This is a genomic window from Allosphingosinicella sp., from assembly GCF_035626655.1.
In the GTDB taxonomy this organism is placed as follows: Bacteria; Pseudomonadota; Alphaproteobacteria; order Sphingomonadales; family Sphingomonadaceae; genus Allosphingosinicella.
Genome location: NZ_DASPNF010000007.1, coordinates 103,316 through 115,702 on the forward strand (window position 1 = coordinate 103,316; position 12,387 = coordinate 115,702).

Here is a 12,387-nt window from a genome sequence, read left to right on the forward strand (position 1 = left end):
CGCGGCGCGGGCTTTCTCCCCGCATGAGGCAGCGCTGGCCCGAACGGCTCTGGATCGTCCGCCACGGGCAGAGCGCCGGCAATGTCGCGCGCGACGCCGCGGACGCTGCCGGCCTGCCCATGATCGACATCGCGCTGCGCGACGTCGACGTGCCGCTCTCCGCGCTCGGCCTGCGCCAGGCCGAGGCGCTCGGCCGCTGGTTCGCGGCCCAGCCCGAGGCGGCGCGGCCGGAGGTGGTGCTCTGCTCGCCCTATGTCCGCGCCCGGCAGACGGCGAAGGCGATCTGCGAGGCGGGCGGGGTCGGCGAGGCGGGCCGCCAGCCGGTCGTCGACGAGCGCCTGCGCGAGCGCGAGTTCGGCGTGCTCGACCGGCTGACCACGCACGGCATCCGCCTGAAGCATCCCGAGCTGGCCGACCACCGCACCCTGCTCGGCAAATTCTATTTCCGGCCGCCGGGCGGCGAGAGCTGGGCGGACGTGATCCTGCGGCTCCGGAGCGCGCTCGACACGATCAGCCTGCACCATGCAGACCGGCGCGTGCTGATCGTCTGCCACCAGGTCGTCGTGCTCTGCCTGCGCTACATCCTCGAGGAGCTGGACGAGGCGCAGGTGCTGGCGATCGACAAGGCCGGCGAGGTGATCAATTGCGGGGTCTGCGAATATGATTTCGAGCCGGACGATTCCCGCCTCTGCGCGCCGAAACTGACCCGCTACAATTTCGCCGCGCCGCTGGTCGAGGAGGCGGCGCCGGTCACGTCCGCGCCGGACGCCATGGTCGCGGCGCGCTAGCCGGAATGCCGGTCCAGCTCGTCGCCGATCAGCCGGGCGACGTGCACCACGTTGGTCGAGCCGGGCACGCCGAACGGCACGCCGGCGGTGACGATGATCCGGTCGCCGCCCTTGGCGAGGCCGTGGCGGAGCGCCATGCGCTTCGACTTGCCGACCATCTCCTCGAAGCTGGAAACGTCCCGGGTGCGCACTGCATGCGCGCCCCAGAGCAGGCCGAGCCGCCGCGCCGTCTTCAGCGACGGGGTCAGCACCAGCAATGGCACGGCCGAGCGCTCGCGCGCCACGCGCCGCGCGGTCGAGCCCGAGCTGGTGAAGCAGACGATCGAGGCGGCGCCCACGGTCCGGACGATGTCGCCTGCTGCCCGGGCGATGGCGTCGTTGGTGGTCGCGTCCGGGAGGGTCTCGGTGAAATGGACGCGGGCATAATGGCTGGGGTCGGATTCCACGCTGGTCGCGATCCGGTTCATGATCTCGACCGACTCGCAGGGGAAGCGGCCCGAGGCGCTTTCCGCCGAGAGCATGATCGCATCGGCGCCATCATAGACCGCGGTGGCAACGTCCGAGACCTCGGCGCGCGTAGGGGAGGGCGAGGTGATCATCGATTCCAGCATCTGCGTCGCCACCACGACCGGCCGGCCCATGCGCCGCGCCGCCTCGACGATGCGCTTCTGCAGCGGCGGCACCGCCTCGGGCGGCAGCTCGACGCCGAGATCGCCGCGCGCGACCATCACCGCGTCGGCCAGCTCCAGGATGCCCTCCAGCCGCTCGATCGCCGCCGGTTTCTCGATCTTGGCGAGCAGATTGGCCTTGCCGCCGATCAGCCGGCGCGCCTCGGCGACGTCCTCGGGTCGCTGCACGAAGCTGAGCGCGACCCAGTCGACATGCTGGTCCAGCGCGAAGGCGAGGTCGGCGCGGTCCTTCTCGGTCAGGGCGGCCAGCGGCAGCACCACGTCGGGGACGTTGAGGCCCTTGTTGTTCGAGATCGTCCCGCCGACCTCGACCGTCGCCTCGATCCGGTCGGCGTCCGCGGAAATGACGCGGAAGACCAGCTTGCCGTCGTCGACCAGCAGGCGCATCCCCGGCGCTGCCGCGTCGAAAATCTCCTTGTGGGGAAGGATGGCGCGGCTCTCGTCGCCCGGCGCCTTGCCGCGGTCGAAGACATAGGCCTGGCCGGCCTTCAGCTCGGCCCTGTCGCCTTTGAACTTGCCGACGCGCAGCTTCGGGCCCTGCAAATCGGCGACGATCGTCGTCGGGCGCTCCAGCTCCGCCTCGAGCGCGCGGATCGCGGCAATGCGCTTCTCATGGTCGGCATGGCTGCCGTGGCTCATGTTGATGCGGAAGGCGTCCGCGCCGGCCTCGACCAGCCGCCGGATCATCGCCGGGCTGTCGGAGGCGGGGCCCAGGGTCGCGAGGATCCGGACCTTGCGGCTGCGCGGCACGAACCGGCTGGTGGCTTCCTTCGACATGGGAGCGGCAATAGCCGCTCGACATGACAGTGCAAGGCGCTAGACGCTGCGGCTCAACCCGAATCCATGGAGATTGAATTGGCGGAAGGAAGCATCGCGGCCGACGAACTGAGGCTGCTGATCGAGCGGATCGAGCGGCTCGAGGAAGAGAAGAAGGCGATGGCCGGCGATATCCGCGACGTCTATGCCGAAGCCAGGGCGCGCGGCTACGATCCGAAGACGATGCGCACCGTGGTCCGCCTGCGGAAGATGGAGACGCACGCCCGCCAGGAGGCGGAGGCGATCCTGGACACCTACAAGGCGGCGCTGGGCCTCGCCTGATCCGCGCCGGAAAATTGAAGGAAAGGTGAGCGGCGATGGCCGGCCACAGCAAGTTCAAGAACATCATGTATCGCAAGGGCGCGCAGGACAAGAAGCGCTCGGCCATGTTCTCCAAGCTCTCGCGCGAGATCACGGTGGCGGCCAAGATGGGCCTGCCCGATCCCGACATGAACGCGCGCCTGCGCGCCGCGGTCAACGCGGCCAAGGCGCAGTCCATGCCCAAGGACAATATCCAGCGCTCGATCGACAAGGCGTCGGCGTCGGACGGCGAGAATTACGAGGAGGTCCGCTATGAGGGCTTCGGCCCGGGCGGGGTCAGCCTCGTCGTCGAGGCGCTGACCGACAACCGCAACCGCACCGCCACCAACGTGCGCACCGCTTTCTCCAAAAATGGCGGCAATCTCGGCGCCTCGGGCTCGGTCAGCCACGGCTTCGACCGGCTCGGCCTGATCGAGTTCCCGGCAAGCGCCGGCAATGACGACCAGGTCTTCGAGGCGGCGATCGAGGCCGGGGCCGACGACGTCGAATCGGACGAGGACGGCCACCGCATCTGGACCAGCATCGACGATCTTCACGCCGTCGCCCGCGCGCTCGAGGCCGCGCTCGGCGAGCCGGAGGGCGTGAAGCTCGCCTGGCGCGCGCGGACCAATGTCGAGGTCGGCGAGGAGGATGCCGGCCAGCTGCTCAAGCTGGTCGACACGCTCGAGGAGGATGACGACGTCCAGACCGTCTGGGGCAATTACGAAGTGCCCGACGAGGTGCTCGAGAAACTGGGCTAGCCAAACCCCTCCCCTTCAGGGGAGGGGATCAAGGGGTGGGGAGGACGTGCGAGCCGATCCGAAGCTCAGGAAAAGAGCCCGGCGGATGCGCCGCGAGCCTACCGAACCAGAAAAGCGGCTCTGGCGTCATCTCTCCAACTCGCAGCTCGGCGGCTTCAAATTTCGGCGCCAGGCCGCGATCCCGCCTTTCATCGTCGACTTCTTTTGTCCGGCGAAAGGTCTGATCGTGGAAGTCGATGGAGATACTCATGAGGCCGGCGCGGATGCGCGTCGCGACGTGGTCCTGGCCAATCGGGGATTCCCGACAATTCGCTTCACCAATGGCGATGTCATGACCAATATGGACGGCGTGCTGACGACCATCCTTCATGCGCTCGGAAATCGTCCCGATCGGCAGTGGAACTCTCCCCACTCCCCCACCCCAACCCCTCCCCTGAAGGGGAGGGGCTTATGATCATCATCGGCCTCGATCCCGGGCTGGCCTGCACCGGCTGGGGGATGATCGCGGCCGAGGGGAACCGGCTGAGCCATGTCGCCAACGGCCAGGTCCGCACCGACGCGAAGCAGGCGCTGGCCGCGCGGCTCGTCCGGCTCGAGGAGGAGCTGGGCCGGGTGATCGAGGCGCATGCGCCGGCGACGGCCGCCTGCGAAGAGGTCTTCCTCAACGACAATCCGCAATCGACCCTGAAGCTCGGCCAGGCGCGCGGCGTCGTCCTGCTCGCGGCCGCGCGGCGAGGGCTCGAGGTCGGCGAATATGCGGCGCGGCTGGTCAAGAAGGCCCTGGTCGGCACCGGCGCAGCCGAGAAGGCGCAGGTCCACGCCATGGTCCAGCGGCTGCTCCCGGCGGCGAAGATTGCGGGCGCCGACGCCGCGGACGCGCTGGCGGTCGCGATCACCCACGCCCATCATCTCGCCACGGCGCGGCGGGTGGGGTGAGGCTCTGAGGGCGGGCAACAACATCACCGTTCGCCCTGATGACCAGGTCGCCATGCCCCCGGCATGGCTTTGAATGTCCGGGCGACATTCAAACCTGGTCATTGTCGAAGGGCTGCCTTTCTTCTTGCCTGAAAAGTGAAGGACAGGGCTTCGACAAGCCCGGCCCGAACGGATAGGGTTTTCCCATGATAGCGAGGCTCCGGGGGACGTTGGCGGATTTCACCGCGGATAACGCCGTCATCGACGTGAGCGGCGTCGGCTATCTCGTCGCGGCCTCCACCCGCACCCTCTCGTCGCTCGGCGCGATCGGCGAGGAGGTCGTGCTCCACACCGAGATGCTGGTCGGCGAGGATTTCATCCGCCTGGTCGGCTTTGCCAGCGCAGCGGAGCGGGACTGGTTCCGGCTGCTCGTCTCGGTCCAGGGCGTGGGCGCCCGCGTCGCCTTGGCCATCCTCTCCGCTCTGTCGGCCGACGAGGTCCACCGCGCGGTGGCGAGCGGCGACCATGCGATGATCGCCCGCGCGCAGGGCGTCGGCCCCAAGCTCGCGCAGCGCATCGTCAACGAGCTCAAGGACAAGGCCGGCGGCATCGCGCTCGGCGCCGGCGGACCCGCCGCGCCCAGCGGCAGCCAGAGCCAGGACGCCGTCTCCGCGCTCGCCAATCTCGGCTTCCGCCCGTCCGACGCGGCGGCCGCGGTGGCGAAGGCCGAGGCCGAGATCGGCCCCGAGGCAAGCTTCGATCTGCTGGTGCGGACGGCGCTGAAGAAGGCGGCGAAATGACCGTCGTTCGTCAGGCCTCCTGTCGCTGCGGCCAGCTCGTCGCCCGCTGCGAGGGCGAGCCCATCCGCATTTCGGTCTGTCATTGTCTTGCCTGCCAGCAGCGCAGCGGTTCGCCCTTCGCCGAGCAGGCGCGCTTTCCGGCCGGAAACGTGTCGGTCGCCGGCGAATCGACGCAGTGGGTGCGCATCGCGGACAGCGGCCATGCGGTGACCTATCATTTCTGTCCGATCTGCGGCTCCACCGTCTGGTATCAGGGCGGTCCGATCCCGGAGGCGATCGCGATTCCGGTGGGCGCTTTCGCCGACCCGGACTTCCCGCCGCCGCGTTTCTCCGTCTGGGAAAGGCGCAAGCATCCCTGGGTGTCCCTGCAGGGCGACGACGTCGAACATCGGGACTGACCCTGACGGCCTGACCACGGCCGAACATCGGCCCGGGGACCTCGACGCGGCTTTGCGACCGAAGAAGCTTGGTCGGGCAGCGGGTGCGCCGACTCTATTCGAAGGTTTCCACGACGTCGCCGGGATGCTCCATCGTGCGCATCGCCCACGCACCGCGCAGGCCGTTGATCAGGCCGATGATGATCGCGGCATAGGCGACCCACCAGATGATGCCGGGGATCGCTCCGTTGGCCACGCTCACGATAAGGTTGAGCAGGAAGACGCCCAGCGTGATGGCGCCGGGGATCAGCCCTTTCCCCATGCTGAACCGCCAGGCGGCGAGCACGGCAACGCCGAGCTGGGCGCCGAGGATCGCGAGCAGGAACGCCTGCATGCCCCCGTCAAGCCAGCTGAACTGGACGCCTGCCTGGTCGAGCAGCAGCAAAATGGTGCTGAACACCACCACGCCGGCATAGCCGAGCGCCCCATACATGCCGCTTCGCGTGGCGTTTTCCGCGCCCCAATAATCCTCGATCTCTTTCAGCATGGCGATTTCCCCCCCGCAGGGAGCCTGAGATCATGCCGCCGCCGAGTCAATGGCGGCCGGCGGGTCGGCCGGACCGGCCATTGCCCGGTTGCAGAAGCCCGCCCGATAGCCTCTAACGGCCCGGTGACCGACCCCGACCGCCTGACCACGCCCGAGCGCCGGCCCGAGGATCTCGATGCCGCCCTGCGCCCGAAGACGCTCGACGAATTCGTCGGCCAGAAGGCGGCGCGGGAGAATCTCAGGGTGTTCATCGAGGCGGCGAAGGGCCGCGGTGACGCGCTGGACCATGTCCTGTTCTTCGGGCCGCCGGGGCTCGGCAAGACCACTTTGGCGCAGATCATCGCCCGCGAGCTCGGCGTCGGCTTCCGCGCCACCTCCGGGCCGGTGATCGCCAGGTCCGGCGATCTGGCGGCGCTCCTGACCAATCTCGAGGATGGCGACGTCCTCTTCATCGACGAGATCCACCGGCTCGCGCCGGCGGTGGAGGAGATCCTCTACCCGGCGATGGAGGATCGCGTGCTCGACCTGATGATCGGCGAGGGGCCGTCGGCGCGCTCGGTCCGGATCGACCTGCCCAAATTCACCCTGGTCGGCGCGACCACGCGGCAGGGGCTGATCACTACGCCGCTCCGCGACCGGTTCGGTATTCCGGTGCGGCTCAATTTCTACACTGTGGACGAACTGGAGCAGGTGGTGCGGCGCGCCGCGCGGCTGCTGGGCCTCGCGCTCACCGGGGACGGCGCGAGCGAGGTGGCGCGGCGCTCGCGCGGCACGCCGCGCATCGCCGGGCGGCTGCTGCGCCGGGTCCGCGACTTCGCCCAGGCCGCGGGCGATGCCGAGGTCGACGCCAGGGTGGCCGATGCGGCGCTGACCCGGATGGAGGTCGACCAGCTCGGCCTCGACGCCATGGACCGGCGCTACCTCCGGATGATCGCCGACATCTACAAGGGCGGGCCGGTCGGCGTGGAGACGCTCGCCGCGGGCCTTTCCGAGCCGCGCGACACGATCGAGGAGGTGATCGAGCCTTTCCTCATCCAGCTCGGCCTGGTCGCGCGGACCGCCCGCGGCCGCTGCCTGAACGGCCCCGCCTGGACCCATCTCGGCCTGCCCGAGCCGGCCGCGAGGCCCGGCGGCCAGGGCGGCCTGTTCGACGGGAAATAACCGCGCAGCCTTGCCGCCTTCCGTTACGGAACGGAGGCAAAACCAAGAAGTGATTGATTTTCAGCCCGATTTGTGGCTTAGCGGCCACACCGAAGGCCCGGCCGCGCTTTTGCGCGCGATTCCGCGCATTTGGGGGGACTTATGAGGAAAGCCGCTCTGCTGCTGCTCGTAGCGACCATCGCCGCAGCACCCGCAGACCCTGAGTCGAACGGGCCGGCCGGCCCTGCCGACTATGCCGACGGAGCGAACTGGCTGTGTCTGCCGGGGCGCGCGGACGCGTGCGCCTCGCCGGACACGGTCGAGCTCGGTCCGAACGGCTATGGCGGCCCGGTCGTGACCCGCGCGGCCGCCACGCCCCCCGCCGACTGCTTCTATCTCTACCCCACGGTGTCGCGCGATCCCGGCTTCAACTCCGATCTGTCGCCGGGAATGGAGGAACGGGCCGCCGTCCAGATCCAGTTCGCGCGCTATGCCAGCGTCTGCCGGCCGTTCGTCCCCGTCTATCGCTCGGGCACGGTCGCCGCGGTGCGCAGCGTCCTGAACGGGCTCAATCCGGACCCGATCTTCAACCGCGCTTATGGGGACGTCGCGGCCTCCTTCCGCTACTACATGCAGCATTACAATCATGGCCGCCCGGTCGTGATCGTCTCGCACAGCCAGGGCACGGTCTATGCGATCGAGCTCCTGAAGCGCGAGTTCGAGGGACGGCCGCTGCAGCGCCAGCTCGTCTCGGCGATCATCCCCGGCTGGAAGGTCGAGGTGCCGCGGGGGCAGGTGACCGGCGGCACCTTCCGCAGCCTGCCGCTCTGCACCCGCGCGGACCAGACCGGCTGCATCGTCTCCTACGTCTCCTACCGCCAGGGCCATGAGCCGCCCGCCGACGCGGTGCTCGGCCATGCCTCGCGGCCCGACTGGACGATCGCCTGCACCAATCCGGCCGCCCTGGGCAGCAATGCACGGGTGCCGCTCGATTCCTACTTCTATACGGGCAGCAACGAGAGCATGCCGAGCCGCGTCACCTGGTCCAGCGAGGGCGAGGCGCCCGCCCAGTTCGTCCATGCGCGGGGCCTCGCCTCGGCGGCCTGCGTGAACCACGGCCGGACCGGCTATCTCTCGCTCGGCGTGAATGCCGATCCGCACGATGCGCGCACCGACGACATTCCGGGCGAAATCTTTTTCTGGCGCTGGACGTTCGACGGCTGGGGCATGCACCTGGCCGACATGAATGCGCCGCAGGGCGACCTCATCCGCATGGTCGCCCGGCAGAGCGCCGCCTGGCAGGCGAACCGCAACCGGTTCGCCATGGCGTCTCAGCCGATCAGCCAGACCAGATAGCCGGCCCCGAGGCCGAGCAGCCCCGTCATCAGGAAGGTCAGCAGGCCGACCAGGAAGGAGCCCCGGCGCCTGTTGCCGAAGCTCTTGCGCGGCCCCGGCCGCTGGAACTTGAGCTCGACCAGGCCCGCAGCGAGGGCGCAGGCCCCGGTCATCGTCAGCGCGATCACCGCCGCGCGCGGGCTCACCAGGGCGATAGCCAGCGGCAGCACGAGTGCGAAGGGCGCGGCGATCAGCAGGGCGGCGGCCAGCTTCGCCCGCTCGGCGGCGCTCTTCTCCACCGGCGCGACCGCGATCAGGTCCGGGCTGTCCTCGCCCGAGACGGTCAGCCAGGCGAGGCTGCCGGCGAGCTGGCCGGCGATCAAGACGCCCGCAAAGGCCAGGGCCGGCAGCAGCGGCGGGCCGCGCCCGTGGGTGAAGGCGGGCAGGGCGATCGGCACCAGGTAGATCAGCCGCAGCACGATGGTGAAGGCGAGCTGCGGGTCGCGGCGGAGCAGCCGCGCCTCCTTGGCGAACATGGTCGCGAACAGGCCGCCGCGGAAATGGCGGGCGATCCCGCCCTTCGCCCGGCCGCGATTGCGCGTCAGCCGCACCGGCGCATTCTGGTAGGAGACGAGGAAGACCCGACCCAGCAACGCGCCCGCGCCGGCGAAGACCAGCATCGCGGCGCCGAGCACCAGCACCATCGCCGGAAAGTCGCCCAGGGCGGCGCGGCCGGGCAGCGCGCCGATCCCCTCGCCGCCGAAATTGTGGCGCATCAGCCAGCCGAACAGGGCGCGGCCCGCCGATTCGCGCCCCGGCCCCGCCGACAGGAATTGCGAGGCGAGGAAGACGCTCGCACCGAGGATGGCGCCGACGATCTGCGCGATCGTGCGGGCGGTGCGGGGGCTGGCGACGCGCACGATCGCCAAGGTGATCGCGAGGCCGAGGCAGGCGCTGACCATGGCCAGAGCAAGCAGCAGCAAAGGCACGCCGAACAGGCCCGGATGGCCGAGCAGGGCGACCGGGAGCGCGACCGGGAGGGTGAAGGCCGCGAAGACGAAGATGATGTTGGTGGCGATCCCGCACAATTTGGCGAGCAGCACGCGGCGCGGCGGCAGCGGCGCGGTCAGCAAAAGGTCGAGATCGCCGGCCAGGTAGAGCGTGTCCTGGCTGCGCAGCATCGCCTGCGTGGTCATGAAGCTCGCGGCCAGCACGCAGACGGCGAGCACGAGATTGAGGGCGATCGGCGTCGGCGCGATCGGCACGCCGACCAGATTGCTCGCCAGCCAGAAGCCAGCGAGCGTGTAGACGAGGATCAGGAGCGCCCAGATCGCGTTGCCGCCGCGGCGCTGGCGGGCCGCGCGGGTGGCGAGCCGCACTTCGTTGATCAGCAGCCAGAGGAAGCCGCCCGGGGTCAGGCGGTGCATCAGCCAGGTCATGCGCCCGCCGCGGCCTCCGGATCGCGGGTCGGCCGGATGAAGGCGTCCTCCAGGGTGAGGGCGTCCGAGCCCGCCTGCGCACGCAGCTCGGCAAGCGTGCCCTCGGCCAGCAACCTGCCGTGCGCGATGATCCCGATCCGGTCGGCCAGCCGCTCCGCGACCTCGAGGATATGGGTGGTGACGATCACCCCCGCACCCGCATCCGCCACTGCGCGCAGCGCGTCCTTCACGGCGCGCGCCATATTGGCGTCGAGCCCGGTCAGCGGCTCGTCGAGGATCAGGAGGCGGGGCCGGTGGATCAGCGCGCCGGCCAGCGCGACCTTCTGCTTCATGCCGCGCGAGAAGCCTTCGCAGGGCGTGTCGCGCTGCTCCCAGAGCTCCAGCCATTTCAGCAGCCGCTCGGCCTCGGGCGCCGCCTCGGCCGGCGGGATCCGCCAGAGGCCGGCGACGAAGCCCAGATATTCGGCCGGCGTCAATTTGTCGTAGAGCATCGGCTCGTCGGGCAGCCAGGCGGTCAGCCTCTTGGCGGCGAGCGGCTCGGCGAGCGCGTCGACCCCGAAGACATGGACCGAGCCGCTCTCCGGCCGGGTCAGGCCCACGGCCATGCGCAGGGTCGTGGTCTTGCCCGCCCCGTTCGGGCCGAGCAGGGCGTAGAGCTCGCCCGGCGCCACTCTCAGGTCCAGATTGTCGACGACGCGCTTGTCGAAGCTCTTCGACAGGCCTTCGATCTGCAACGCGGCTTCACTCATCCGGGCCGTCTGCCACGCCCGCCTGGCGCCGTCGAGGCGCCCGACGTCCAGGGCCGGCAGGGATAAAGGTTAACGCAAAATCGGCTCGGCTCGTCTTTTGCGGTTTGCGGGGGAGTCCCGCTCCGTTAGGGCCCGCTGTGATGAGCGGAACCGTCGATACGCCCTATCAGGGCGCCTTCCTTGGGCGCGTCCACCATTTCGCGCTCCGCGTCTATTTCGAGGATACCGACGTGTCCGGCGTCGTCTATCATGCCAACTATCTGAAATATATCGAGCGCGCCCGCTCCGACATGCTGCGCGCCGCCGGCATCGACCAGCGCGCGGCGATCGAGAGCGGCGAGGGCGTCTATGTCGTCGCCGGGCTGGACATCAAATATCGCGCGCCGGCCAAGCTCGACGACGATCTGGTGGTGCTGAGCGAAGTGCTGGAGGTGCGTGCCGCGAGCTGCGCCATTCATCAGCGAGTCATGCGCGGGACGGACATTCTGGCCGACGCCCGGGTGACCGCCGCCTTCGTCTGGGAGGGGCGGCCCAAGCGGCAGCCGCGCGCGTGGGTAGAGATCTTCCGGCGGCTGACAGAGGAACGAGACTGAGTGAATTCATTTGCCTCAAGCGAGAACGGCCTGATGTGGCTGGTCGGTCTCTTCCTGCACGCGAACCTGCCCGTGCAGATCGTCATGGTGCTGCTGCTCCTGGCGTCGATCTGGACCTGGGCGATCATCGCCAGCCACTGGGGCAAGATGCGGCGGATCAATCGCGAGAATGACCGGTTCGAGCGCGATTTCTGGAAGTCCGAGGATATCGACAGCTTTTACGAAGCGCGCGGGCGGTCCGATTTGCCGTCGGCGAAAATCCTCGCCGCGGGCATCGCCGAATGGCGCCGCTCGACCAACGGCAAGCATCTGGACAAGGACGGGACCCGCGCCCGGCTTGCCGTGGCGATGCACAGCGCCGTGGGGGCCGAGACCGACCGCGCGGCCTCGAAGCTCAACATCCTCGCCACGGTCGGCTCGGTCGCGCCTTTCGTCGGCCTGTTCGGCACCGTGCTCGGCATCATGTTCAGCTTCTCGGCGATCGCCGCGGAGAAGAATACCAGCCTCGACGTGGTTGCGCCGGGCATCGCCGAGGCGCTGTTCGCCACCGCCATCGGCCTGTTCGCGGCGATCCCCGCGGTGATCGCCTACAACCGCTTCTCCTACGGCATCAACCGGCTGGAGGCGCGGCTGCAGCGCTTCGCCGACGGCTTTCACGCCACCTTGAGCCGAGAGCTGGAGATGGAGTCCTAGATGGCGATGGGCCCGATCCTCGCCTCCGGCCGGCGCGGGCGGCGGGCGCCCATGTCGGAGATCAACGTCACCCCGATGGTGGACGTGATGCTGGTGCTGCTGATCATCTTCATGGTCACTGCGCCCCTGCTGGCGAGCGGCGTGCAGGTGGACGTGCCCGAGAGCAAGGCGGCCCCGCTCGAGCAGAGCGGCGCGCCGATCGCCTTGTCGATGAACCAGCAGGGCGAAATCTATCTCGACGACGTCCGGATCGAGCCCGCGCAGCTCGGCACGCTGCTGCGCCAGCGCGTCGCGGCGTCGCGCGAGGAAGGCGGACCGCGCCTGTTCCTGCGCGCCGACCGGGCGCTCGATTATGGCAGCGTCAACCGGGTGATGGGCGAGATCAACGCCGCCGGCATCCGCAAGCTCTCGCTGGTCAGCACCGGCGCGGACGGAGGCCAGTAGG

Annotated in this window: 16 protein-coding genes; 12 read left to right on the forward strand and 4 right to left on the reverse strand. The window is 69.4% G+C overall.

Going from position 1 to position 12,387, the window contains the following annotated elements; translation table 11 throughout:
• The first annotated feature begins 23 nt into the window (after positions 1-23).
• Positions 24-788, forward strand: a complete 765-nt coding sequence (locus VEC11_RS06805; protein WP_464129883.1) for a histidine phosphatase family protein — start codon at positions 24-26, stop codon at positions 786-788.
• On the opposite strand, the gene pyk is transcribed toward VEC11_RS06805, so the two are convergent.
• Positions 785-2,254, reverse strand: coding sequence for a pyruvate kinase (pyk, locus tag VEC11_RS06810; protein WP_464129884.1), 1,470 nt, complete (start codon positions 2,252-2,254; stop codon positions 785-787). The genes VEC11_RS06805 and pyk overlap by 4 nt on opposite strands.
• Positions 2,255-2,320: 66 nt before the next feature.
• On the opposite strand from pyk, the gene VEC11_RS06815 reads away from it, so the two are divergent.
• The 6 genes from VEC11_RS06815 to VEC11_RS06840 all read left to right on the forward strand — a co-directional run bounded on the left by VEC11_RS06815 (position 2,321) and on the right by VEC11_RS06840 (position 5,467).
• Positions 2,321-2,575 carry a DUF2312 domain-containing protein gene (locus VEC11_RS06815; RefSeq protein WP_464129885.1) on the forward strand — a complete coding sequence of 85 codons (255 nt, stop codon included), beginning with the start codon at positions 2,321-2,323 and terminating at the stop codon, positions 2,573-2,575.
• Between the two features lie 35 nt (positions 2,576-2,610).
• A complete protein-coding gene (locus tag VEC11_RS06820; protein WP_464129886.1) occupies positions 2,611-3,354 on the forward strand; it encodes a YebC/PmpR family DNA-binding transcriptional regulator in 744 nt (247 codons plus the stop codon).
• 85 nt (positions 3,355-3,439) lie between these two features.
• Positions 3,440-3,808 (forward strand): endonuclease domain-containing protein, encoded by a 369-nt coding sequence (locus VEC11_RS06825; protein ID WP_464129887.1) that lies wholly within the window; start codon positions 3,440-3,442, stop codon positions 3,806-3,808.
• Positions 3,805-4,290, forward strand: coding sequence for a crossover junction endodeoxyribonuclease RuvC (ruvC, locus tag VEC11_RS06830; protein WP_464129888.1), 486 nt, complete (start codon positions 3,805-3,807; stop codon positions 4,288-4,290). The genes VEC11_RS06825 and ruvC overlap by 4 nt, the downstream gene beginning before the upstream one ends.
• 185 nt (positions 4,291-4,475) lie before the next feature.
• Complete coding sequence (gene ruvA / locus VEC11_RS06835) at positions 4,476-5,069, forward strand: Holliday junction branch migration protein RuvA (protein ID WP_464129889.1); 594 nt, start codon at positions 4,476-4,478, stop codon at positions 5,067-5,069.
• Positions 5,066-5,467, forward strand: a complete 402-nt coding sequence (locus VEC11_RS06840; protein ID WP_464129890.1) for a GFA family protein — start codon at positions 5,066-5,068, stop codon at positions 5,465-5,467. The genes ruvA and VEC11_RS06840 overlap by 4 nt, the downstream gene beginning before the upstream one ends.
• Before the next feature lie 94 nt (positions 5,468-5,561).
• On the opposite strand, the gene VEC11_RS06845 is transcribed toward VEC11_RS06840, so the two are convergent.
• Positions 5,562-5,993 (reverse strand): hypothetical protein, encoded by a 432-nt coding sequence (locus VEC11_RS06845; protein ID WP_464129891.1) that lies wholly within the window; start codon positions 5,991-5,993, stop codon positions 5,562-5,564.
• A 123-nt stretch (positions 5,994-6,116) separates the two neighbouring features.
• Here VEC11_RS06845 and ruvB point away from each other — a divergent pair, with 123 nt between their 5' ends.
• A complete protein-coding gene (gene ruvB, locus VEC11_RS06850; protein WP_464129892.1) occupies positions 6,117-7,154 on the forward strand; it encodes a Holliday junction branch migration DNA helicase RuvB in 1,038 nt (345 codons plus the stop codon).
• Between the two features lie 141 nt (positions 7,155-7,295).
• Positions 7,296-8,489: a DUF3089 domain-containing protein gene (locus VEC11_RS06855; protein WP_464129893.1), complete on the forward strand. Its 1,194-nt coding sequence runs from the start codon at positions 7,296-7,298 to the stop codon at positions 8,487-8,489.
• On the opposite strand, the gene VEC11_RS06860 is transcribed toward VEC11_RS06855, so the two are convergent.
• Both VEC11_RS06860 and VEC11_RS06865 read right to left on the reverse strand, forming a co-directional pair.
• On the reverse strand, positions 8,465-9,907 hold the full coding sequence (locus VEC11_RS06860; RefSeq protein WP_464129894.1) for a hypothetical protein: 1,443 nt from the start codon (positions 9,905-9,907) through the stop codon (positions 8,465-8,467). The two genes, VEC11_RS06855 and VEC11_RS06860, sit on opposite strands and share 25 nt — an antisense overlap.
• On the reverse strand, positions 9,904-10,656 hold the full coding sequence (locus VEC11_RS06865; protein ID WP_464129895.1) for an ABC transporter ATP-binding protein: 753 nt from the start codon (positions 10,654-10,656) through the stop codon (positions 9,904-9,906). The genes VEC11_RS06860 and VEC11_RS06865 overlap by 4 nt, the downstream gene beginning before the upstream one ends.
• Before the next feature lie 140 nt (positions 10,657-10,796).
• Here VEC11_RS06865 and VEC11_RS06870 point away from each other — a divergent pair, with 140 nt between their 5' ends.
• Genes VEC11_RS06870 through VEC11_RS06880 form a run of 3 tightly spaced genes read left to right on the forward strand, consistent with a single transcriptional unit; the run spans position 10,797 to position 12,386 of the window.
• Complete coding sequence (locus VEC11_RS06870; RefSeq protein ID WP_464129896.1) at positions 10,797-11,249, forward strand: YbgC/FadM family acyl-CoA thioesterase; 453 nt, start codon at positions 10,797-10,799, stop codon at positions 11,247-11,249.
• A 33-nt stretch (positions 11,250-11,282) separates the two neighbouring features.
• Entirely contained in the window at positions 11,283-11,942 is a 660-nt protein-coding gene (tolQ, locus tag VEC11_RS06875) for a protein TolQ (RefSeq protein ID WP_464129933.1), read from the forward strand.
• A complete protein-coding gene (locus VEC11_RS06880) occupies positions 11,943-12,386 on the forward strand; it encodes an ExbD/TolR family protein (RefSeq protein ID WP_464129897.1) in 444 nt (147 codons plus the stop codon).
• Position 12,387 lies beyond the last annotated feature (1 nt).

Bases quoted from the DNA above. Each gene is read 5' to 3' on its own strand.
- VEC11_RS06805 (WP_464129883.1), top strand. From the start codon at position 24: ATGAGGCAGCGCTGGCCCGAACGGCTCTGGATCGTCCGCCACGGGCAG.
- pyk (WP_464129884.1), bottom strand. From the start codon at position 2,254: ATGTCGAAGGAAGCCACCAGCCGGTTCGTGCCGCGCAGCCGCAAGGTC.
- VEC11_RS06815 (WP_464129885.1), top strand. From the start codon at position 2,321: ATGGAGATTGAATTGGCGGAAGGAAGCATCGCGGCCGACGAACTGAGG.
- VEC11_RS06820 (WP_464129886.1), top strand. From the start codon at position 2,611: ATGGCCGGCCACAGCAAGTTCAAGAACATCATGTATCGCAAGGGCGCG.
- VEC11_RS06825 (WP_464129887.1), top strand. From the start codon at position 3,440: ATGCGCCGCGAGCCTACCGAACCAGAAAAGCGGCTCTGGCGTCATCTC.
- ruvC (WP_464129888.1), top strand. From the start codon at position 3,805: ATGATCATCATCGGCCTCGATCCCGGGCTGGCCTGCACCGGCTGGGGG.
- ruvA (WP_464129889.1), top strand. From the start codon at position 4,476: ATGATAGCGAGGCTCCGGGGGACGTTGGCGGATTTCACCGCGGATAAC.
- VEC11_RS06840 (WP_464129890.1), top strand. From the start codon at position 5,066: ATGACCGTCGTTCGTCAGGCCTCCTGTCGCTGCGGCCAGCTCGTCGCC.
- VEC11_RS06845 (WP_464129891.1), bottom strand. From the start codon at position 5,993: ATGCTGAAAGAGATCGAGGATTATTGGGGCGCGGAAAACGCCACGCGA.
- VEC11_RS06855 (WP_464129893.1), top strand. From the start codon at position 7,296: ATGAGGAAAGCCGCTCTGCTGCTGCTCGTAGCGACCATCGCCGCAGCA.
- VEC11_RS06860 (WP_464129894.1), bottom strand. From the start codon at position 9,907: ATGACCTGGCTGATGCACCGCCTGACCCCGGGCGGCTTCCTCTGGCTG.
- VEC11_RS06865 (WP_464129895.1), bottom strand. From the start codon at position 10,656: ATGAGTGAAGCCGCGTTGCAGATCGAAGGCCTGTCGAAGAGCTTCGAC.
- VEC11_RS06870 (WP_464129896.1), top strand. From the start codon at position 10,797: ATGAGCGGAACCGTCGATACGCCCTATCAGGGCGCCTTCCTTGGGCGC.
- tolQ (WP_464129933.1), top strand. From the start codon at position 11,283: ATGTGGCTGGTCGGTCTCTTCCTGCACGCGAACCTGCCCGTGCAGATC.
- VEC11_RS06880 (WP_464129897.1), top strand. From the start codon at position 11,943: ATGGCGATGGGCCCGATCCTCGCCTCCGGCCGGCGCGGGCGGCGGGCG.